The following is a 22,379-nucleotide window of genomic DNA, read 5'->3' as shown; positions in this document are numbered from 1 at the left end:
ACTGAAATATGGTAACGACAGCAAAATTCGCAGAAACTAGGGATGTGCTGCAAAACATCAGCTGGCAGACATTCAAAGCTATGCTGGCAGATATGGGATCTGAGCGAAATAAAAGGCTAGCTTATGACAACGGAATAGTAGAAATTATGACCCCCCTGATGCCACACGAGAACTCAAACCGTCTAATTGAAGGTTTTGTTCTTGTGTTGTGTGAAGAATTTGGTTTAGAAGTTAAAAGCGCTGGCTCGTTGACTATGACGCGGGATGATTTGGAGCAAGGAGGGGAGCCGGACAGTAGTTACTATATCCAAAACGAACTATTAGTCCGCAACAAAGAAAATATTGACCTGAATACAGATCCACCACCAGACCTAGTACTGGAAGTAGAATATTCTAGACCCAAGATAGACAAGTTGGCTCTTTATGCTTCAATGGGAGTCCCAGAATTCTGGCGGTATAACGGAAATGTGTTGAGAATCTACACCCTTAATAGTGGACAATACTCCCAAAGCGATCGCAGTCCAACTTTTGCGCCTGTGCTGGTGACAGAGATTCCCCGATTTATCCAAGAAAGCAAAAAAGTTGGACAAATAGCAGCAACTCGTGCTTTCCGTACCTGGGTTAGACAGCAGATGTCTACAGCAGGGCAATAATTTATTAAGAAAAATGTCTCAACTGCAAAGAATTGCGATCGCACCCTCCCAACTCCAACAAGGGCAAATTTTACTTACAAAAGAACAACAGCATTATTTAGGGCGTGTGTTGCGCTTGCGTGAAGGCGATCGCTTTATTGCAATGGATGGTAAGGGAAAATGGTGGTTAGCGCAGCTAGCAGGGGAACAAGCAAAGGCTTTAGAACCACTTTTAGTAGAAACTGAATTACCTGTATCGATTACGCTGATGGTAGCGTTGCCCAAAGGCAATGGATTTGATGAAGTGGTACGGTGTTGTACAGAGTTGGGAGTAGCTTGTATTGCACCAGTATTGAGCGATCGCACTTTACTTCATCCTAGTCCTCAAAAGCTGGAACGCTGGCGGCGCATCGCTGCGGAAGCCGCTGAACAATCAGAGCGCTCATTCGTGCCGACAATTTTAGAACCTGTTGCTTTTAATACTGCTGTCACCGCGAATCAGATAAGTCACCGTTATATTTGTGAGGCTCGTGGAGAGTATCCCCATTTAAGCAAGGTGCTGAGTAGTATTTCTGAGGAGATTCTCGTTGCTACTGGGCCAGAAGGGGGATGGACAACAGAAGAAGTAGAGAATGCGAAGTCATCTGGATTTCAACCTGTTTCCCTTGGTCGCCGCGTTTTGAGAGCAGTTACAGCCCCAGTAGTGGCATTATCCTTGATTACCGCAGCTTGTGAAGTATAAATGATTTATAGCTCACGCAAAATTACTTTTGCGCGAGACATCACTCCAGCGTGTATTTAAAGTAAGTGATGATTGAGCAAGTTGCGATCGCCTTTGAGCATAAAGACTACAAAACAGCAGCTAAATTACTCAAACAGCTGCAAAAAGAATCACCCGAAAATCCTTGGGTACAATATTATCTCGGTCGGCTACATGAAGTATCTCAAAAGCGCCAAGATGCAGAAAAAATTTATCGGCAACTGCTGCGAGATACAAGAAATGCCAAAATAGTGACCCTCGCACGCCAAGGTTTGCGACGGCTACAAGAAATTGAGCTAGAAGAAAGACAAAGAGCTATTTCCCAAGCAAAATCTGAACCGAATAACACCGAACTTGGCGTACTAGTCTTAGAGCCACTCAGTACCGAGATGAAAATAGAAGCATCTCGAAAATTCGCTCAGATTATGCAGCTAGACCCCTACACTGCAAGGCTGCTACTGCCAAGTCGTGGTTGGAGATTGTACCGCACTGGCCAAGTAAGAGAACTAAAATTTTATGGAAAACAGCTACAGCAGGCTGGTATTCCTTGCTTTTGGGCAACAATAGTTCAAATTCAGCAAATTCAAGTTTATCAAGTCAAACATTTCCAAGCATCTACCCCACAAGCTACTGTTGTTTGTCGTAACGAAGTAAATCAACTCGGTTCTCTCACTTTTGACTGGTCAGAAGTCACAGCAAGAGTAGTGGGACTTTTGCCCATTTTTGAACAAGTTGTAGATGTTGATGCCCGCCGTAAACTGGAATGGAAAATTCAAACACAAGACTATGCTCAGTTTTGTGATTTACACATACCTGGTAGACGTTGCATTCTCCGACTTTATGATAACGGCTATGAATTTCAGCAAGGTTTAGAAATCATTCCTCAAGCTAGCCAAAATACAATCAGAATTAATTGGAATAGTTTATCAAGTTGGATTGACCAGCAACTTCCTCAAGTCAAAATCTGGTCAGATTTCACGTTTTTTGCAGATACAACATTAGATCAAACAGAAATGCTAAGTCATATTAAGTCTCACATCGATCTGTTTCGTCGGGAACAGACTAATTGGGATTCAGCTTTTCATTTATATAGTGGACTGGTGTTTGTTAAATAATTCGTAATTTTATATTTGAAGAAACAGGAAATATTGCTGTAGGGCAGTTGTGGGGACGTCCTCGGATCAAAGTACTTGATGAATCAAATGGTGAGTTTTGAAACCAAAGCTGGTGTAGAAGCAGTTACAAAAACAGCCTTAACTTATCAACTGCTTTCTCAATACCCGCTTTTGTGGCTGTCAGCGATGACCTGCGGGTTGAACCAGGAAGCGAATAATCTATGCAAGTGCCAGTGGAAATGCCTGAAGCAGTTAGTTACCAAGGAGTATTTGGCAGTCTTCCATCTGGTGGTTTTGCGCCTCAAATGAAATTCTCAAGGTTATCAGCGCCAGCCTCAAAGCGATCGCTCTTACTTTGGAGAGTTCCCCCATCTACAACTGGCAAAGTATCTTAACCTTGCATCTTCACGTTTAATCTATAGAGACCGTAAATTTACGGTCTCTATGAATTATTTAGGTGTTTTAATCTGACGTGCCATGTCTAGATAAGCACTCATATTCGCCCCTGGACGACGACGACCATTAGTACTAGTAGTCGAAGGAGCAAGATATTTTGGTGCAAAGGTTGTTTCAGTTGGCTGCTCTTTGAGTACTTTGGCTGCTGCGGCTTTTGCTTTTTTGCCTGGTTCAACTTTAAGACCTTCAGCAGTCTGGACTAATTGAACGTCAGCTGGTTTGGGATTTTTAGCTGATTTTTCCTTAGCCTTAGCCTTAGTAGCGGCGGTTTTTGTTCCATTTAACGAATCTGGCTTGGATGAAGTTGGTGCTTCTGATGTAATTGTCTCTGCTACTTTCTTAGCATTCGATGTAACTGTCGATGTAACTGTATCTGCCACTTTCTTCGCGTTTGATGCTACCTCTTTAGCAGCATCTTTGGCGGCATCTTTGGCTTCGTCCAATTCTAAGAAGTAGCCGTTGCTTTTCTTCTTCCCTGGTAACAGTCCGGTAATGAAACCCAGAATACCGCCAAAGAAACCCTGAATACCCGAAATTAACTTTTTGATAAAATCCATTACAATTACCCCTGCCTTTTACCTTTTATATTTGCAACTCGACCGTAATTGTTAAAAATTACGACAAAATGTTACATTATCTACTTGGCGTCACCCCGTTCTGGTGACAACCCTTATAGGTTTGTGCTTAATTAACATTGTAGTAAAACCACAGGGCAAATGTTCTATTGTAAGCATTTGCAACCTGCACACACCGAGAACTAATTATTAAATTTTACTGTAGCTAAGAGCAAGATTCTGAAAGCAAGCTTTACAATAATTAACATTTCTTTGTTTAGTAAATAGCCAATTGAAGTTAAACAAGCAGTTTACTCTCAACCAGTGGGAAGAGTGTCATAGCCAAATGGCAGATGGCGAGATGAATTAGTTAAATTTTATACAAACTATTGTTGAAAGCATTTCAGTTTTGTTTGCAACAATATCTTTTAAAGAATCCGAAAAGCAATAGCTTCAGTCTGTAGAGCAGTAGTACCTACAAAAGTGAAATACACCCCTTAATTCAGCCAGATTTTGTAAATGAACATTGAAAATCAACAACGCAATCCCGTTTTGTTAATACACGGCATTGACGACACAGAGGCAGTTTTTCATAAAATGAGGGCATACCTCATACAACAGGGTTGGTCTGTATATAGCCTGAATCTAGTTCCTAATAATGGTGATGTGGGTCTTGATGAATTGGCAAAACAAGTAGCTGATTATCTTACAGCGACCTTTGCACCACAACAACGCCTAGATTTAATCGGCTTCAGCATGGGAGGAATTGTCAGCCGTTACTATGTTCAGCGATTGGGAGGAATTAACCGCGTGCAGCGATTTATTACCATCTCTTCCCCCCATTATGGAACTGTGGTTGCTTATGGTTCCCGGCGTCCTGGTTGCCTACAAATGCGCCCCGACAGCATTTTTCTCAAGGATTTAAATTCTGATGCTGTAATGTTGGGACAGTTAGATTTTACGTCTATCTGGACACCTTATGATTTAATGATTGTCCCAGCAAATAGTTCACAAATGCCCGTAGGAAGCAAAGTAATAGTACCAGTTACTCTACACCCTTGGATGCTGACAGACTCCAGGAGTTTAGCGGTAGTCACAGCAGCTTTAGCAAAGCCTATTAAGCTACCCTTGCTGAATAAAAAATCCAGTCAGTAACCAGGATGCTTGTTACACTTGCATTACTTGATTTTTAATTTTTAATTTTTAATTTTTAATTTTTTAAGTCCTATCCCCAATTTGTGTATGTTCGTAACTCCCAAAAATCGCCTCTGGATGACGATAATACTTGAACTCCATGAAGTTATAAAAGGGATCTTCTAAAAAGAAAGTGCGATGCTCAAGAGGAGAACCGACAAAGCGATTTTTAGTTTCTTCACGAAAAAGTAGCTGTTGTTGTTGTGCCCTTTTTAGTAAGTCTTGCCAGTCACGTTCTTGGGTAAAAATTAGCCCAAAGTGTCTGGGATAGATAGTTTGTTGCCGTGTCAAAGGTTCTTTGGTGACATGAGCCACTAATTGATGACCGTAGAGATTGAGAATCAGGGCATGGTGGTTTTCACGACCAGGAAGGCAGCCCAAACCATCTATATAATATGCTTTTGTTTGGGCAATGTCAGTTACAGGGAAAGCTAGATGGAATAAAGTTTGGCTCATCGGTTGTATTAAAAAGACTAGTAGTTGATGCTATCTACAATTTATGCTATTAAGTTTTGACTGTGGTTAACTTGAACACAGTTTTTATTGACATTAACTTATATTCTTTATCCTGATGACTAAGATTGGGGATTGAGTAGTACTTCAGCCACTATAATCTGCGGCGACAAAAAAGAGTCTACCTAACTCAAAAGAAGTTTTGCATTTTGTTTAATCCACGTTCTTTAGTCAATATTGCAGTGTATATCTAAGACATCATTGATGGTTTGACACTCAGCTTTCAGAGTGATGCCTACGCAATTTAGTTAATAATACAAACATATTACTTTACCTAGAGAGGTTTCAAAAATAAAGCAATAAGCATCACAAATTCGTTATTCTGTTGATATTCAGACAAAATTACTCATGATTAATTGCTGATGTCATCCTCAATTGATTTTGTAAATCCCTGGTTAGTAGCAGTAGTATTAAACACAATTTTATTGGGTTTAGCTTGGATTGCTCCGAAAAAGCTACTTACCCCTGCTGGATTATTCCACGCCTGGTTTTTGGCCATCTTAATTTGGGTAACATTAGGCTGGCAAGGATATGCAGTAGTAATGTTCTATTTTTTGGTTGGTTCTGGCGTTACCCGCATCGGGATGGCGCAGAAGGAGGCAGAAGGAATTGCCGAAAAGCGTTCTGGGGCAAGAGGCCCAGAAAATGTTTGGGGTTCGGCTTTGACTGGGGCGCTGTGTGCCTTGGGAGTAGGAATAATAAATTCGGGATTCCTCATACCTACTTCCCAGTCTCTAATCCCCAATCCCCTGTCTCTACTATTGTTAGCCTATGTAGCGAGTTTCAGCACAAAGCTAGCTGATACTACTGCTAGTGAAGTCGGTAAAGCTTATGGTAAAAGCACCTTTTTGATTACTACACTCCAACCAGTGCCTCGCGGTACAGAAGGAGCGGTAAGCTTGGAGGGAACTTTAGCTGGGATTGTGGCTTCTGTAGCGATCGCATTTGTGGGTTGGGGAGTTGGTTTAATTGATCTATTGGGAGTAGCTTGGTGTGTGCTGGCAGCATTTATTGCCACCAACCTAGAAAGTGTGATTGGTGCAACACTGCAATCTAAGTATACCTGGCTGACCAATGAAGTAGTAAATATTTTTAATACATTAATTGGTGCGATCGCATCTGTGCTACTTGCTTGGACATGGATAACTTTCATTAACTAGACTGACGAGAATAAACAATTACAATTACTCGTTTAAGTGGGGCATTGAGCAAAACAATGCCGCTAACAGCACTGGCTCAACCCTAGCTATCCGCTAACAGCACTCTTGAAGGGCATTGCTAGAAAATAACTAATTTGCCTTACTACTGCGCCACCACTAATATTTTCAATCCTGATTTTGTCCCTACTAGACTGTAAAAGTGATCGTGGCGAATTATTTTATTTACTAACTATATAATTTTTTGACCATTTAGATGTAATTAGTTCATGGAATCTTTATCATATTTATCCATTAATCACTAGATGATTTCTATATGATTTAATTTAAAAGTCCTATAAGTGTTTAACCATTTTCACATAACTAGTTCATGGAATCTTTATCATTTTTGACAATTAATGACCAAATAATTTCTATAGAGCAAGCAGTAAAGTACCTGCAAGCCTCTGGAAAATTGGGACAGTTCATTGGGGATATTCTCCGGCAGTACGTAATTGAGGAAGAAATCAGAACACGAGATGATATTGAAATTGGCACCGCAATAACTGAACAGTCAATTATTGACTTTAGGCTGAAAAATCAACTCATTGACCCCCAAAGTTTTCAAGAATGGTTAAAGACAAACAATACAGATTACGCTACTTTTCACACATCGGTTGCTTTTGGTTACAAGTTAGAAAAGCTGAAAGCTGTAGTGACACAAACAAAACTCCCAGAATATTTTATTGAACGCAAGATTTTCTTGGATCGGGTAGTACTTTCCCGAATTGTTGTTGATAATCGAGAATTGGCAGACGAACTCCAAACCCAAATAGAAGAAGGAGGTAGTTTTGAGCAACTAGCTAAAGAGTATTCCCTTTCAGATGACCGAATTGTGAATGGCATGATGGGAATCGTCAGCCGAGGTAGTATGCCGGATATATTACGGGCAGCTATTGATGTCGCCAGTCCTGGACAATTGATCGGACCAATAGAAATCGTTGGCAAAGACTCTCCCCAAGGAGAAGGGCCTTATGGTTTGTTTCGAGTAGAACAATTTCTACCAGCGTCTTTAGAAGATACTCAACTACAGCAAGCACTACAAAATGAGTTGTTTGAAAAATGGCTAGCAGAGAAAATTCAAAAACTGACAGTCAAGTTACAAGTGAGTTAAAAATTCTGGATAATGAATCCTTACGATTAAAAGTGCTAGCTTCTTTGCCTTGGAATCAGCCACCGCTATGCTGGCTGACTCCCGAACAACAATCCCGATTGGAAAATGAGTGCCAAACCCGCCAGTATCGTCTTGGAGAAAAAATCTGGTCAAACGATGTCGGTGGCTATCAATTTTTAATTGTGGCTGGGAAAGTCCGCTTGCGAGACGACAGTCGCAACAAGTCGGGCATTGCCACGCCCAATGCGCTGTCTCAAGAAGGGATTGGCAAACCAATAGCCGCCCTAGATGCAGGGGATTGGTTTGGCGACTTCCAAAAGCTGTCTGCGGATTTTAAAGCTGTAGCTGCTAGTAAAGAAGTGGTAGTAGTTTGTTGGGATACTGCCCTGTGGGCAGAATTTTCTCACCCACAAATTCAGGAATTTTGGCAAGCGTTACCAGTGGACATGGAGGGACAAAGGGAGACATTTTCCTTCTCTGGCACTCCTTCAGTAACATCAGGCTCAGACGGGACTTCCAGCCCCCATAGCCTCCAACCCCAAAAAGGACTCCCAGCCGCCAATCTAATCACTTCAATTTACCCGTTTGTTGCCAGCTGGAACACCGCTGCTGCCTGTTTAACAATGGTGGCGCAACAGTTAGAAAATTCTGTGCAACTGGAATGGGTGCAGCGTCAACTCAGAGGACAACGCCCAAAACAGGTTGTGGAAGCAGCAGAAAAGCTAGGGTTAGTATTGCGGCGGTTACAAGTGAGTTGGAGTGAGTTGCGACAGTTGTCATTTCCAGCTTTATTGCTGTGGAATTCTGACTCACCCCAGAGTCCATCCTGGGTGGTAGCTTATGGATTTAAGGGCGATCGCTTAATTATCGCTAACCCTCTAAATCCCGAACGGACTTGTGAAACCTTGCCGCAGTCGATAGTTGAGGCATCTTGGGATGGACAATTGTGGCAAGTAGAACTCATATCCCAGCAAGAAAAATTTAATCTCAGTTGGTTTACCCCAGCAGTGTGGAAGTATAAGGGATTGCTCACAGAAGTATTGTTAGCATCTTTTACCTTGCAGCTTTTGGGGTTAACAACACCGCTAATTACCCAAGTCGTCATTGATAAAGTGATGGTGCAGGGGAGTTTGCCAACTCTTGATGTGATGGCACTGGCACTTTTATGCGTAGCCATATTTGAGTCCATACTAGGTATTCTGCGCCTATTCATCTTTACCCATACAGCTCGCCGTCTGGATTTGAGTTTATCAGCACAGCTATTTCGCCATCTGATGCGTCTGCCATTAGCTTATTTTGAGTCGCGGCGCGTTGGAGACACAGTAGCAAGAGTCCAGGAACTCGAACAAATTCGTCAGTTTCTCACAGGTACAGCATTAACTGTGATTCTAGATAGCATCTTTGCTGTGGTCTACCTGGCATTGATGTTTTACTATAACGTTCCACTCACCTTTGTGGCCTTAGCAGTACTGCCACTATTTGCCACATTAACGATAGTTGCAACACCAATTCTGCGTAACTGGCTCAACGAAACTTTTAACCGGAGTGCCGATAGTCAATCGTTTCTAGTAGAGACAATCACCGGAATTCACTCCGTTAAAGCCCACGCAGCCGAACCAGTAGCCCGCGATCGCTGGGAAGGCTTATTTGCCCGCTTCATTCGCACAGGGTTTAAAGCTTCTACCACCTCCAATATCAGCAGCAACATTGGTGATTTTCTCACCAATTTGTCCACCATGCTGATTCTTTGGTTTGGTGCCAAGTTAGTCATCGAACAAAAGCTTACAATTGGACAGCTTGTTGCATTTCAAATGCTGTCTGGTAGAGTCACAGGCCCGCTTTTGCGCTTAGTACAGTTGTGGCAAAACCTTCAACAAGTGCTACTTTCTGTAGATCGCATTGGTGATATTCTCAACGTCTCCCCAGAAGCTGAACTGGGAACTGGCTTAGTTTTACCACCTCTAAAAGGACAAGTCACCTTCGAGCAAGTATTTTTTCGCTACCGGCCCAACTTTGAAGCAATTCTGCGGGGAATCTCTTTCAGTGCCGAACCAGGGCAATTTGTTGGCATTGTCGGACGTAGCGGTTCTGGGAAAAGTACCCTGTCTAAGCTATTGCAACGCCTCTATCAAATTGAATCAGGACGCATCCTGATTGATGGTTTTGATATAAAAAGTGCTGATTTAGCCTCACTGCGGCAACAAGTTAGTGTAGTTCTCCAAGAAGACTTTTTATTTAACGGTTCTATTTTGGAAAATATCACTCTCGGTAGTCCCGATATTACCGCAGAGCAAGTAGTAGAGGCGGCAAGATTAGCCGTGGCACACGACTTCATTAGTCAATTACCTTACGGTTACGAAACCAATGTTGGCGAACGTGGTACAGCTTTATCTGGTGGACAGAGACAACGCATTGCTCTGGCAAGGCTATTTCTTTCCCAAGCGCCGATTTTAGTTTTGGATGAAGCTACTAGTGCCTTGGATAGTGAAACTGAACAACAAGTACTGCAAAACCTGCAAAAAATCTCTGCCAACCGTACCGTGTTCCTGATTGCTCACCGCTTTGCTCCCCTCAAACGTGCTGACTTGATTTTGGTATTGGAGCAAGGTGTGATTGCCGAACGTGGTACTCACTCACAATTGTTGCAACAAAAGGGTTTGTATTGGTCACTATATCAACGGCAGCAAGCAAACATTTAATAGATTTAACTAACTCAAAGCTTGTGGCTATATAAAAGATCAACGTTTGCAAAGCGGCTTAAGCATAGCCTTTGGCGAATGGAGCATAACTCCGTTCGCCATTTTAATTTTGCTGATTTCAATAATTACCCTTGATCGAGTCTGAGTGATGTAATACCGTTTCTTTGTAAAGCTGCGCCAAATTATAGCTTTTTTTCAACGCAAAGGTACGCAGAGGTTTTCTGAAGATAATTCGCTATGTCCCAAAATAATTAGGCACATCTTCATAGAGAATTGGTATAAGTATTTTTATAGCTAGCGATCGCAGCAGTTCTAAGAGTAATTAAAGGAGTCATAACGTCCTGTTATCATTTTTTCATTAGTCTCCATTAATACACCTCAAATATTTAAGATTTACTCGATAAATTTACTCTTAATAAAAACTGTAATTATCATATTTTTTTTTGGTAATAAAATTAGCATTTTCTTATTAAATTCCATAGTAATTATTGAGAACGAGGCTTATTCACACATGGAAATCTTTTTTTTGTAAAGGTTTCAAGGCTTCAAACTGTCAAAAAACGGTTGCTATCTTTGAGAAAAAATTTATGCACATTGATGATGTTAATAACAATATATTGTCAAAGAAACAGCTAAATGCCACTTCAATTTCCTCATTAGATAGCTTTAATACGAAAGATGAATACAGCCTCAACTTCAGCAGACGTAGTAGCTATAAATCAACCGATGCTGATGTGCAGTTGCTAAATAACGATAAATCTGAAAATAGCAGTAATGCTACTACTAATACTTTTAGCACCCAAAATTATAACTCCACTAATGGCTATGGCTTGATTAATGGAGCAGCAGCAGTGGCTAGAGCTATTGGTCAGAATACCTTTGCTGATGTTCCCGATCTTGGTGGTAATAATTGGGGAGCAGACCTGGTTAAAGCACCGGAAGTTTGGGCACAGGGATATACAGGTAGAGGCGTTGTTGTCGCTGTTGTAGATACTGGAGTTGACTATAACCACGAAGATTTAACAAATAATATCTGGACGAATACCAAGGAAATTGCAGGTAACGGTATAGATGATGATGGTAATGGCTATATTGATGATAATTACGGCTGGAACTTCGCTGATAAAAACAACAACACCCTAGATGACAATGGTCATGGTACTCATGTTTCCGGCACGATCGCAGGAGAAAATAATAACTACGGTGTCACTGGTATTGCCTACGATGCCAAGATTATGCCTGTCAAAGCTTTAGATAGCTCTGGCTCTGGTTCCTATAGTTCCATATCTAAAGGTATTCGTTACGCTGTAGATAATGGAGCTAATGTGATTAACCTCAGTTTGGGAGGCGGATCTTCCAATCGCACTCTAGAGTCAGCCATTGACTATGCCAGCAGTAAAGGAGTGATTGTCGTCATGGCAGCAGGTAATGATGGTGGCTCATCACCAGAATATCCCGCCCGCTATGCATCCAAGTCGGGAATTGCCGTTGGGGCAGTAGATAAGAATAATAATTTGGCCGACTTCTCTAACCGCTCTGGAACGAATGAAATCGCTTACGTCACAGCTCCAGGAGTCAAGGTTTATTCATCAGTTCCAAATAATCAGTATGCAACTTATAGCGGCACATCTATGGCTGCTCCCCACGTTGCTGGTATCGTTGCTCTGATGCTTAGTGCTAACTCCAACCTGACTGATGCCCAAGTACGTCAGATTGTCACAGAAACCGCAGGAAATAGTACACAAACTACAAGCTCTAGTTTTAACATTTCCAATGTCAGTTCTCTAGCGAGTCAGGTGATTGCAGAAGCCGTAGGAAATAACACACAAACTACAAGCTCTAGTTTTAACATTTCCAATGTCAGTTCTCTAGCAAGTCAGATGATTGCAGAAACCGTAGGAAATAACACACAAACTACAAACTCTAGTTTTAATAGTTCTAATTTTGGTTCTCTAATTGGTCAGGCAATTACAGAAACCACAAGATATCTTACACCAGAGACTATCGCTAGTTGGAATAATTCTGATTTTAGTCCTGTGATTGGTCAGTCAATTACAGAAACCACAAAATATCTGATATCAGCTGAAGGTAATAACATATTAACAAATCCAGAATTATGGTCGCAATTTCAAAACTATGAGAAAATTCTGGGTAACATCAATGTGAATAGCAATCAGGATGAGAATAATCTTGATTTTGGCAAACTACTAGAGGGAATGCAAAAACAAATAGATCAGTATAGAAAATTTTTGGGTATAGCTTGAAAATTATAGCGATTTGCAGTTGAGTTCAATACTGCTCGGTTAAGAAAATCAACCAACCTGCTCATCAGTAGTGAATAAATGTAGGGGTTTAACAATGCTCTTTGGTGTCAACTTCAGGTAAAAGTTAGGTAAGAGAAAGCGTTCTAGAGTTGCCCTCATCCCCTAACCCCTTCTCCCAAAATGGGAGAAGGGGAACTGGAGAATTATGCTCCCATCTCCCAATTTGGGAGAGGGGCTGGGGGTGAGGGCAAAACTCATGCAGTGAGGATATTTCAGCTTAAGTTGACACCTCTGAACAATGCTAAACCCTTACTTGTCGCTAATCTAACAGACTTTCCTACCTAACAGAAAATGCCTCATTGAACCGCCGTGTCACAGGCTCAGTGATGAATGTCAAAATTGACTTTTTACGAGTGACAATTTCACCTGTAGCAGCCATCCCTGGTGTAAATTCTACTTCTTGACCTCGAACATTAACTGCGTGTTTATTTAGCTTAATCCTCGTCGGAAAAACTAAACCCAATTCTTTATCAGCAATTGCATTTGGACTGACTTGCATAACTTCGCCATCCACAATGCCAAATTCTTGGAAGGGAAAAGTTGCCATTTTCACTTTTGCCTTCATTCCTTGACGAATAAACCCAATATCGCGGTTGAGAACTTTTACCTCTAGAAGCATTTCTTCCCCTTCCGGCAAAATTGACAGCAATTCTTCACCCGATTGTACTGGCCCCTTGGTGGCTTTGACTTTATAAATTGTACCGGCTACGGGAGCCTCAATCGTTTCTAAAGCTTGTTGCTTCCTCGCCTGCTCTAATTGACCTTGAACAGTTGTCAGTTCTTCTTTACGCTTATTAAACTGCGTCAAAATTTCGCTTTGGCGTTCTGATGCTACACGCTGGGCCTGACTGCGTGCAGCGTTGTAAGCTTGTTCTGCTTGGCGAATTTCCTGGACTTGAGCAGCAATATCTTTTTCTAATGATGTGACTTTATCTTGAGCCTCTGTGATTCGATTCTGGGCGTTGATGACTTCATCTTGCGCTCTGGTGATTTCTGTTTTTGCACGAGTTAATCTTTCTTGGGCATCCAGATAATCGACACGAGGCACAGCGCCAGGAGTAATTAGAGTGCGTAGGCTTTTTTCCCTTTCTTGAGCAAGGGCTAAATTACTTTCAATTTTAATTCGGATGCTATCTGCATTGACAAGGTTGGTTTGAGCATTCGCAAAGCTGCTTTTAGCATTAACTAAGTTATCTTGCAACCGGCTCAAGCGGACTTTAGCTTGATCGATGAGTGCTATTTGACGATTTGCTTCTGCTTCCGCTGCTGCTTGCCGAGCTTGGAAGTCTTGCAGGCGGGAGCTTAAAAGTTCATCTTGCACTTTCGTCCCAGTAGTTTTGCCTCCAACACGTTCTGCATCCAAACGTTGCAAATCGTCTTGAATTAATCTGGTAGATTTAGCTAGGCGGGAAACATCGGTTACTTGCAAGTCTGGATCTTTTTGAATCAGAATTTGACCTTTAGTAACGCGATCGCCTTCTTGTACTTTAACAGCGACAATTGACCCTCCACCCAAAGATGTCACCGGTCTTACCTGTGTAGAAGCAATTAATTCCCCCGGTGCTGTTGCGACTTCATCTATTTGCGAGAAGTACGCCCAAGCGATCGCCCCAAATACGATGGCGGTCATCGTTCCCGCTAATAATCTAGTGTACAGGGGCGGCAATTCCTGTACTGCCTTCCCCAATTCATAAGTAAGTTGTTCCTCCGGTTGGGCGAATCGCTCTTTTGTCTGACGTGCTTGAGCAGCATTTGCAGCTAGAGAAGATTTCATTTGTGTCCTTTATCCTTTGTCCTTTGTCATTGGTCATTTGTCCTTTGTTATTCACTAATGACAAATGACTAATGACTAATGACTTATGTTTAATTTAAACTGCTAAATAGCGCCGCAAAAAACTTTCTAATGTCTCTAATTGGAAGTTAAAAATCGCTTCTAAATTGGCAATTTCATCTTTTGTGCAGAAAAATTCATTTGCTAGCAATGTGCGATAAGTTCCCAAAGCTTTTTGGATTTGGGGATTAAATAAACCCAATGCACTCTGTAACCCATCAATCACAAATAGGGGTGAGTTAATTATTACTGGTTCTTTGGCGAAAATCCGACCAAAAATCCGGGGAATATCTTCTCGCAATAAAATCTCTGGCCCTCCGACGGGTAAAATCTGGTTGCGAGCGCCTTCAACTGTCACAGAATCCACAACCATCCTTGCCAAATCATCAGTACTGACAATTGAGGTACGGTTTTTGCGATCGCCAACAAGCAGATACAATCCCGTTTCCCGAAATCGTTCTACTAGTGGCAGCAAGTTAGATGCTAATCCAGCTGGGCGCAAAATAGTGTAATTTAAGCCACTAGCTGCCAAATATCGCTCTACTGCTCGTTTAGCTTTGAAAACGGGAGCATCTTCATAACCGCGATCAGCTCCCAGTACGGAAATGAAGACAAAATGCTCTACGCCATTGGCTTTCGCCTGGTCGATGAGTTCAATATTGGCACGGTAATCTAAAGATAGGGCATCGCTATCAGAACCGTGGGCGCTGATAATATACCGCACACCCTGACTAGCTTTCTGGATATCTTTTTCCTCTAGCAAGTCACCGATGAAAATTTCTGCACCCCGGTGTTCTAACTCGCTGTAGCGCGAATTAAGGCGGACAAATGCCCGCACAGACTGTTCTCGTTGTCGTAGGAGCCGCACAACTCTGCGGCCAATTCCTCCCGTTGCTCCAGTTACCAGAAACATATAAATACCTAAATTGAATAGTTACAGCGTTTATAGTTGTCAAAATGCTCAATATATGCTCAAAATCCATTGAGCAATACTTAAATAGAGATATGAGCATATTTTTATACTTTGTTACCATGCTCAAGATATTCTCATACCAATAAGTCACACCTTATTCATTTTAATACTTTAAAAATTATCCCCTATATCTTTGTAGATGTAGGGGATAGAGTAATAGGATTAGTTTTACTGGCTCAACAAGTCAATAGATTGTTCAAGCGACATCTTAGCCTTGTGCAAATTCAGCAGGTTCTCCTGGTCATATCGGTCAGGATAGCTCATTTTCCTGCCCTCTAAAGTTATCCGAATTAGTGCTGCTTGCTCATCTGTGGGTGAATTCATCTCATCTATAGCAGAACTGATTACCTGGATAGCGTTAAAGTTAGGGAATTTTAACCCTTTACCTTGCTTCATTTGTTGCAGCGCTAAAAGTGGAAATGCCATCAGAGTTACGATGTACGAGGTTTTGTATCCTGCATTCCCAGTTGGTTTGATGCCGTATCTACGACACAAGTCGCGTAATTCTTTAATAGTCTTGATTTCAAGTTCGGAACGCGTGAACATAAAATAGTAGTGTCCATTTTTGAAATTGGATATTGGTGGTTGTACTTCCGGCAAGTTGTAGCAACCACTAAAAAACAATTTAATCTGCTGCCTACCAGTGATTCAAATTATATTTATATTTCTACATAAATGCCTAACCCTAAAGGTCATTCAGAAAATTTAAAACCATTTAAATCAGAGAGGGAAGAACCTTTAAGTGAGCGTCTTAACTTACGTGTTACAAAAACTATGAAGGAAGAACTATCCAGCAAAGATGATCCTCCAGAGTTTTGCCGTCGTGCAATCCAGGAAGCATTAGATAAAGATAGAGAAAAGTAATCTCAAAGGAATAGTTGTCACAAGTATGTGAATTGCTGGAATGAGTCAGCAATCAAGCATATTGCTTGCGGAAAACACCGAAATCAGTAAGTCAAATGCCATTTTGCTTGCGGAAAACACTGAAATGAGAAAGCAAACTGGGGTTTGAGAAAGTAAAAGCTCATAATCTTCATTCCTGCTAACAGGCGGCTCCCACAGTGGTTTCTTTTGTCTGGCTTTGCCTGTGGTCGATATTTCTTGCAAAATCCTCGGTATCTAGCAGCGCATTCATTTGCAAGAGTCGTTTTTAACTGTTTTTTCACGTTATGTGGAAAAACAGTTAAAAACCTAACCCCTTTTCCGCTTCAAGAAGGAGGAAAATTCAAAGTCTCTCTCCTTTTAGGAGAGAGATTTAGAGAGAGGTTTTCCAGATACCGTGAAAAGTCAGCTTTTTAATTGTCGCTTGTAGGACAAGGAACAGACTCTTTTCCTGACCAATCTGTAAGAGTATTTTCATCTTTGTAATGGCGGGGAGTTTTCAGTAGCAAATACCAAGCGTCCCCAGCATCCAATAAATTAAAGCTTTTAGAATAGTTAGTTTCTAACAAATCCCTAACTACAACATAATAGTCAGAGTTCATTCCTGGAAAAATATGATGCTCAGTATGGTGAGAAAAATTTAAATGCAACAGGTCAAATATTTTATAAACCCGGAGAGACATACTATTAATAAGTGGATCATTAACGCTAGTCATCCTACAAAGTAAATGATTTGTATAAATATAAAAAATTATTCCACCATAGCCAATTGCAATAGGTAAAAAGTAACCAAGTATGAGTTTTATGGGTTCAAATTGCAGATAGATTAGAATGCTTAAATGAATCATTATCATCATCAATAATTCCCCTGCGATCGCTCGACGATCTTTAGGACTGACTGTAAATGCAGCAGGAACATAATCGACGGATTCATGATTGAAAAACAGCACAGATGTCAGATTGCGAAAAGTATGTACTCCCCAAGCAGAAGTCATTCCCACTATGAACCATATAGGATTGACTTCAGTTGAAGGCACAAATAAGTCCTGAATCCATTTTCCCCAGGTTGCAGACTGTTCATATAAGTAATTGCGATCTGGGTCGCCAAAATCATTAGTGTGATTATGATGTACTCTGTTATGAACTGCTTTCCATAACGTTGGTGGCATCCACAACATTGTTAACCCTAGAAAGCTAATGATATAGATTAATCGGGGGTTTTTAATTACGCTACCATGCATCAAATCGTGGGTGCTAAATAGTAAGACAACGACGCTATTGCCCATAATGATGCTTAAAGGTAGATAAAGCCATAAAAGATATGGCGACCAAGAATCTAACCGCGCCGCTATCATCCAGCCTAAAATCAAAATTGCCAGATTAATGAATAAGATAATTAACTTACTTGGATCGGCGATAAATGCTTCAGGTGGCATCAGAAAACGTAATTCTTTCGCATATATTTTCTGGTGAATAAGTGTCTGATCGGTACTAACATTCATAAAGAATTTTCAGGTAGATAATTTAACTGAGTAGAGTTTTGCGGTAAATCGTAGCGTTTTTAAACTGGAATAATTCAATTCACAAGTAGGTAAGCATCTAAATCCTAACACAAAATATTTTTGTGATAGACCTATTGCATAATTTTGGCATTTCCTACAGTCTTCCTCAGAATAAATTCTGTGGCTAAAAGTGAAAGTTATCTGAAGTTAAATAAAATTATTTTTTAACCACATTTCTAGCTAGATACTATTAGTATCTTAAATTTAGATTAGTAGGCAATTTTTTTATTAAGGACTTAGTCTTTATTTTCTAATTACTAAAGTGAGGTACACCTGTAGGGGCACGGCAGTGTCCATTGGTGTCAACTTAACGTGAAAGCCAGCCTAGAACCAGCTTTTAGATATTGTCTCGTTCCCCTGCTCCGACTGGGAATGCCGTCCTTGGGGCTGCCGCCTCCCTTGCTGGCGGCAGAGCCACCAGGAACAGCATTTCCAGCAAGAGGCTGAAAACGAGGTTTTAAAGGAGTTTCAGCTTAAGTTGACACCAATGCGCACTGCCGTGCCCCTACACCCCGCGATATAATGTTGTACCGCATCTGAATGGGAACCGCTATATCAAAAATCCTTGATACTAACTTGACCAAGTACTATAAAATAGTCTGTTAAATAAAAGTTTTCACAATTTTCAATCCCCCCACATCTTTATAGATGCAGGGGGAGTAGTAAAATAACCCACAATTTGGATTTTTGATCACTTTTTGGGCACTATTGACCGATTAATCCCACATACCGCAGGTGCGATGTCTACAACAGGCGACGCCTATGCACTATTTATACTTTGTGCAAGCAGCTCACCTCAAAACTATTCAGGTACTTTGTTATTAGCTCTATTAGCACGCGCCTCAGCTGAAGCCATGACCTCATCGAAATTTTCTAGCACTTCGCCAGGAAAGTTTTCCAAAACTCTGGTAGAAAGAGCAACCCGCCCTTTCCCCTCATCCAAGTCAATAATTACAGCTTTAATTGGCTGACCAACTTGAAATACTTTTTCTAAAGAATCAATAAATTTTTGACTTACTTGCTTGATATGAAGTAAGGCACTCATCCCACTTAAATCGACAAATACACCAAAAGGTTTGATGCCAGTAACTTTACCTTCTACCAGTTGACCTAGTTCTAATAAACTAAAGTTGCTAGAACGAGTTGCTAAACGTTGAGAAAGGATGAGTTTGTTGGTGTTACGATTAATTTCCAAAAAACCCACAGTCAGATTTTGACCTTTGAGTGCTTCTAAATTATCACGCTCGGCTAGGTGCGATCGCGGGATAAATCCCCGCAAAGAAAGAATATCGACGGTGACACCACCTTTATTCACACCCATAACCCGTACTTGTACAGTCTGAGCATTTTCCTGCATTTCGGCCAGTCGTTCCCAGATGTGCTGAATTTCTAACTGCTTTCGAGAAAGGGTAACTTGCCCTTCTGCATCCTGATCTCGGATAATCAAAAACTGCATTTCCTCTTGCAATGGCAGCACCTCCGATAAATCGGTAACTGCTCTCAAAGAAGCCTCATCGCGCGGCAGAAAAGCTGACGACTTGCCACCAATATCAACATAGGCTCCATCATGGTCAAGTTGGAAAACTTTGCCATGTACAATCTGTCCCTTTTGAAATTGGTAGTCGTGTTTTTCTAGTGCTTTGGCAAAATCGTCCATTGTAAAGGGCGAATTGGCTGTTTGAGAAAGTTTCGATTCGGAATTCATGACTTTTGAAGATTAGTTGTTATTTGATATGGTGCAACTGAAGTTTAGATTGTCATTTGTCATTTGTCCTTTGTTATTCACCAATGACCAATGACCAATGACTAACTTGGCTGTGTATGCTTCAGTTTAGTTGACCAAAGAGTTGTTTTACTTGCTCCCAAGCATCAGCCGCAGCTTTAGGATTATAACTGGCGCGATGGTCACAGAAAAATCCGTGATCAGCTCCATCGTAGCGAAACACACGATGAGGAATTTTATATTTTTCTAACTCTGCTGCAATTTCATCTACTTGTTCGGCTGGGATGCTAGCATCTTCTGTACCAAAGAAGGCATAGAGAGTACCTGATATTTCTCTGGTGCGGGTGACAGTAGGAGCGCCACCTCCGGGCGTGCGGGTAGTAACCCCAGCACCGTAGAAGGAAGCTGTAGCGTTAATATCTGGTAAGGTGGCTGCAAGATATGCGACATGACCGCCAAAGCAGAAGCCAATACAGCCAAAACCATCTTTTTTCACTTGAGGCAGATTTTTGAGGTAGTCAATTGCTAGTTGAATATCGCTCAATAACTCTGAGGCTTGAGTTTGCATGGCGTAGCTTCTGCCCGTTTCAATATCTTCGGGTGTGTATCCGGTTTCAAAGCTAGGAGCAATCCGTTGAAAAAGTGCAGGTGCGATCGCTACATACCCAAGTTTGGCAATCCGTTCTGTAACTTCGCGAATGTGAACGTTGACACCAAAAATCTCTTGTAATACTACAACTCCTGGGTAAGAACCAGATTCTTTTGGCTCTGCTAGATAAGCAGGCACTTGAATATTATCTTGCAAAAGATTAACCGTTGTGGTAATTGTTGCTTGCTCTGTCATAATAATTTTTACCAGTGCTGTGTGATTAGCCGTGTGTTTATTTGATATAACTATGCCAGTATGCCCAGCTTTTTTTTAATTAAATTATCAATTACCAATAGTGAGCGCATTAGAAATTTGTATCAGAACAACTTTATATGTAAATAAACATATTTGAGATGTAGCAAATGTAGCTGGTCACAAAAGGAGGGCTGAGTTAAAAGTGTTGAGTATAAAAGCAACACTTAATACCCAAAACTCAGCACTCATTAGCACTTAGTATTCAGGAGGTTTGGTGATGATTCAATTCCGTATTCAGCCAGACAGCGAAATTCCCGCATCAACCCAGCTGTTTAATCAAATCCGATTTGCGATCGCTTCTCGGCAATATCCTCCTGCTTACAAATTACCAAGCACACGGGCGCTGGCAATGCAAACGGGGTTACATCGTAATACCATAAGTAAGGTTTACCGTCAACTAGAGGAAGACGGATTTGTTGAAAGTATGGCTGGTTCAGGTATTTATGTTCGTGCCCAAGGTCATGAGGGCGGTAGTAGGCTGCAATCACCAATTCTCAAACAAAATCCTGATGCATATCAAGTTGTCCAGCAAGCACTTGACGAGTTGCTCTCCCAAGGATGTTCGCTGAATCAAGCTAGAGAGCTATTTTTAGCGGAAATTGACTGGCGCTTGCGTTGTAGTGCGCGGGTACTGGTTGCAGTTCCATCTTATGATATGGGTGCTGGTGAGTTGATGGTGTATGAATTAGAACGATCGCTAAAAATCCCAGTACAGTTGGTAGCAATGGAAGAATTAACAGCTGTGCTAGATAAAACTACCTCTGCGACAGTAGTTACAAGTCGATATTTTATCAGTAATGTAGAAGCGATCGCAGCTCCAAAAGCTGCACGAGTAATTCCTCTCGATATCTACGACTACAGCAAAGAACTCAGCCTGTTGAAAACCCTACCAAAAGAAAACTGTGTTGGCATAGTTAGCCTTAGTTCCGGGATTGCACGAGCCGCAGAAGTGATCCTCCACGGTTTGCGGGGTGATGAACTATTGGTGATGACTTCACAACCAAAAGATGCCTATAAACTTCAGGCTATGGTTAAACGGGCTGAGGTCATCATAAGCGACCAAGCCAGTTTTGCGGCAGTACAAGCAGCCGTGCAAGCCTCTGATGAAGATATTATTCGTCCACCAAAGCTGATTAAGGTTGAAAATTATATTGGCGCTAACTCGATTAACTTGCTAAAACGAGAACTGGGTTTAAGTTAATTCAAAGGGTAAGAATGGCATAGACGGACACAGCTAGCAAATAACTCAGGATTATGATTGTGGAAATACAACCCTACGTTAGTTTGGTGGAAGCAATCAAGTAGATGTATATCTAAAACTGTTGAGAGGCGATATGAGCATCCCACTTCTGAACTATCCCATACAAGAGAAACTAGTGACCGTCGCAGATGTTTCATGGGAGGAATTCAAAGCTATTGAGGCACAGCTAAAGGACAACCGCAATGTCCGACTCTCTTATTTGTCAGGAATATTAGAAATTATGTCCCCCATTGGTGAAAAACATGAGTACGTAAAAAGAACTCTCTGCTACTTGCTAGAAGCTTACATGAGAGAGTTGGGAATCCGGTTCTACAGTCTTGGTGGTTTTACTTTAGAAGAACCTGGGTATACTTCTGGCACACCAGATGAATCTTACTGCATTGGCAGCAATAAAAAAACGCCAGACATTGTTATTGAAGTTATTGTTACTAGTGGCACTATTAACCGAAAAGAGTTATACAAACCCAAGAAAGTGCCTGAAGTTTGGTTCTGGAAATCTGACCAGATAAAAATATTCTGTTTAAATGCGAGTGGCCAATATGAGGAAGTACACCGTAGTGGTTTCTTTCCGAATTTAGACCCAGCTTTGTTGCTGCAATATATTGGGCATCCTGACCAGTACGACGCTGTTGCTGAATTTGTGCAGGCTATCCGAAAATAACTTCTTGGAACTGACCGTGACGCAA

The 22,379-nt window shown here is 41.3% G+C and carries 20 protein-coding genes; 12 read left to right on the top strand and 8 right to left on the bottom strand.

Features of this window, described 5'->3' with window-relative positions; all coding sequences use genetic code 11:
• Positions 1–8 precede the first annotated feature (8 nt).
• The 4 genes from HWQ40_RS04655 (at position 9) to HWQ40_RS04640 (ending at position 2,816) form a co-directional block, all read left to right on the top strand.
• Positions 9–653, top strand: coding sequence for a Uma2 family endonuclease (locus HWQ40_RS04655; RefSeq protein ID WP_292775258.1), 645 nt, complete (start codon positions 9–11; stop codon positions 651–653).
• 13 nt (positions 654–666) lie between these two features.
• Positions 667–1,374, top strand: a complete 708-nt coding sequence (locus HWQ40_RS04650; protein ID WP_292775257.1) for a 16S rRNA (uracil(1498)-N(3))-methyltransferase — start codon at positions 667–669, stop codon at positions 1,372–1,374.
• 68 nt (positions 1,375–1,442) lie between these two features.
• Positions 1,443–2,507 carry a tetratricopeptide repeat protein gene (locus HWQ40_RS04645; RefSeq protein ID WP_292775256.1) on the top strand — a complete coding sequence of 355 codons (1,065 nt, stop codon included), beginning with the start codon at positions 1,443–1,445 and terminating at the stop codon, positions 2,505–2,507.
• A gap of 87 nt (positions 2,508–2,594) precedes the next feature.
• Positions 2,595–2,816 carry a hypothetical protein gene (locus HWQ40_RS04640; protein ID WP_334981511.1) on the top strand — a complete coding sequence of 74 codons (222 nt, stop codon included), beginning with the start codon at positions 2,595–2,597 and terminating at the stop codon, positions 2,814–2,816.
• 140 nt (positions 2,817–2,956) lie between these two features.
• On the opposite strand, the gene HWQ40_RS04635 is transcribed toward HWQ40_RS04640, so the two are convergent.
• Positions 2,957–3,520, bottom strand: a complete 564-nt coding sequence (locus HWQ40_RS04635) for a hypothetical protein (RefSeq protein ID WP_292775255.1) — start codon at positions 3,518–3,520, stop codon at positions 2,957–2,959.
• A gap of 516 nt (positions 3,521–4,036) precedes the next feature.
• Between HWQ40_RS04635 and HWQ40_RS04630 the strand changes: the two genes are divergently transcribed.
• Complete coding sequence (locus tag HWQ40_RS04630) at positions 4,037–4,672, top strand: triacylglycerol lipase (protein WP_292775254.1); 636 nt, start codon at positions 4,037–4,039, stop codon at positions 4,670–4,672.
• 63 nt (positions 4,673–4,735) lie between these two features.
• Here the strand turns inward: HWQ40_RS04630 and HWQ40_RS04625 are convergent, their stop codons facing one another.
• Positions 4,736–5,167 (bottom strand): VOC family protein, encoded by a 432-nt coding sequence (locus HWQ40_RS04625; RefSeq protein WP_292775253.1) that lies wholly within the window; start codon positions 5,165–5,167, stop codon positions 4,736–4,738.
• A gap of 419 nt (positions 5,168–5,586) precedes the next feature.
• On the opposite strand from HWQ40_RS04625, the gene HWQ40_RS04620 reads away from it, so the two are divergent.
• From HWQ40_RS04620 to HWQ40_RS04605, 4 genes are all read left to right on the top strand, one after another.
• Positions 5,587–6,384: a TIGR00297 family protein gene (locus tag HWQ40_RS04620; RefSeq protein WP_292775252.1), complete on the top strand. Its 798-nt coding sequence runs from the start codon at positions 5,587–5,589 to the stop codon at positions 6,382–6,384.
• 367 nt (positions 6,385–6,751) lie between these two features.
• Positions 6,752–7,534, top strand: coding sequence for a peptidylprolyl isomerase (locus HWQ40_RS04615; RefSeq protein WP_292775251.1), 783 nt, complete (start codon positions 6,752–6,754; stop codon positions 7,532–7,534).
• On the top strand, positions 7,483–10,233 hold the full coding sequence (locus tag HWQ40_RS04610; protein ID WP_292775250.1) for a peptidase domain-containing ABC transporter: 2,751 nt from the start codon (positions 7,483–7,485) through the stop codon (positions 10,231–10,233). The genes HWQ40_RS04615 and HWQ40_RS04610 overlap by 52 nt, the downstream gene beginning before the upstream one ends.
• A 587-nt stretch (positions 10,234–10,820) precedes the next feature.
• Positions 10,821–12,497: a S8 family peptidase gene (locus HWQ40_RS04605; RefSeq protein ID WP_292775249.1), complete on the top strand. Its 1,677-nt coding sequence runs from the start codon at positions 10,821–10,823 to the stop codon at positions 12,495–12,497.
• A gap of 337 nt (positions 12,498–12,834) precedes the next feature.
• Here the strand turns inward: HWQ40_RS04605 and HWQ40_RS04600 are convergent, their stop codons facing one another.
• The 3 genes from HWQ40_RS04600 to HWQ40_RS04590 all read right to left on the bottom strand — a co-directional run bounded on the left by HWQ40_RS04600 (position 12,835) and on the right by HWQ40_RS04590 (position 15,907).
• Positions 12,835–14,331, bottom strand: a complete 1,497-nt coding sequence (locus HWQ40_RS04600; RefSeq protein WP_292775248.1) for an HlyD family efflux transporter periplasmic adaptor subunit — start codon at positions 14,329–14,331, stop codon at positions 12,835–12,837.
• Between the two features lie 94 nt (positions 14,332–14,425).
• Positions 14,426–15,301, bottom strand: a complete 876-nt coding sequence (locus tag HWQ40_RS04595) for an SDR family oxidoreductase (protein ID WP_292775246.1) — start codon at positions 15,299–15,301, stop codon at positions 14,426–14,428.
• A 228-nt stretch (positions 15,302–15,529) separates the two neighbouring features.
• Positions 15,530–15,907 (bottom strand): hypothetical protein, encoded by a 378-nt coding sequence (locus tag HWQ40_RS04590; protein WP_292775244.1) that lies wholly within the window; start codon positions 15,905–15,907, stop codon positions 15,530–15,532.
• 129 nt (positions 15,908–16,036) lie between these two features.
• Here HWQ40_RS04590 and HWQ40_RS04585 point away from each other — a divergent pair, with 129 nt between their 5' ends.
• A complete protein-coding gene (locus HWQ40_RS04585; RefSeq protein WP_292775243.1) occupies positions 16,037–16,225 on the top strand; it encodes a hypothetical protein in 189 nt (62 codons plus the stop codon).
• Between the two features lie 431 nt (positions 16,226–16,656).
• On the opposite strand, the gene HWQ40_RS04580 is transcribed toward HWQ40_RS04585, so the two are convergent.
• From HWQ40_RS04580 to HWQ40_RS04570, 3 genes are all read right to left on the bottom strand, one after another.
• The gene (locus HWQ40_RS04580) at positions 16,657–17,745 is read right to left on the bottom strand and encodes a fatty acid desaturase (protein WP_292775241.1); all 1,089 of its coding nucleotides are present in this window, start codon (positions 17,743–17,745) and stop codon (positions 16,657–16,659) included.
• An 862-nt stretch (positions 17,746–18,607) separates the two neighbouring features.
• Positions 18,608–19,510: a S1 RNA-binding domain-containing protein gene (locus HWQ40_RS04575; protein ID WP_292775239.1), complete on the bottom strand. Its 903-nt coding sequence runs from the start codon at positions 19,508–19,510 to the stop codon at positions 18,608–18,610.
• Positions 19,511–19,631: 121 nt separating this feature from the next.
• Entirely contained in the window at positions 19,632–20,372 is a 741-nt protein-coding gene (locus HWQ40_RS04570) for a dienelactone hydrolase family protein (RefSeq protein ID WP_292775237.1), read from the bottom strand.
• Positions 20,373–20,649: 277 nt separating this feature from the next.
• Here HWQ40_RS04570 and HWQ40_RS04565 point away from each other — a divergent pair, with 277 nt between their 5' ends.
• A complete protein-coding gene (locus HWQ40_RS04565) occupies positions 20,650–21,633 on the top strand; it encodes a GntR family transcriptional regulator (protein ID WP_104905920.1) in 984 nt (327 codons plus the stop codon).
• Positions 21,634–21,766: 133 nt separating this feature from the next.
• Complete coding sequence (locus tag HWQ40_RS04560; protein WP_292775236.1) at positions 21,767–22,354, top strand: Uma2 family endonuclease; 588 nt, start codon at positions 21,767–21,769, stop codon at positions 22,352–22,354.
• Positions 22,355–22,379 lie beyond the last annotated feature (25 nt).

Origin of the sequence: Nostoc sp. NMS9 (assembly GCF_017114995.1) — a bacterium.
GTDB lineage: Bacteria > Cyanobacteriota > Cyanobacteriia > Cyanobacteriales > Nostocaceae > Nostoc.
This window is presented reverse-complemented; position numbering and strand designations above follow the sequence as displayed.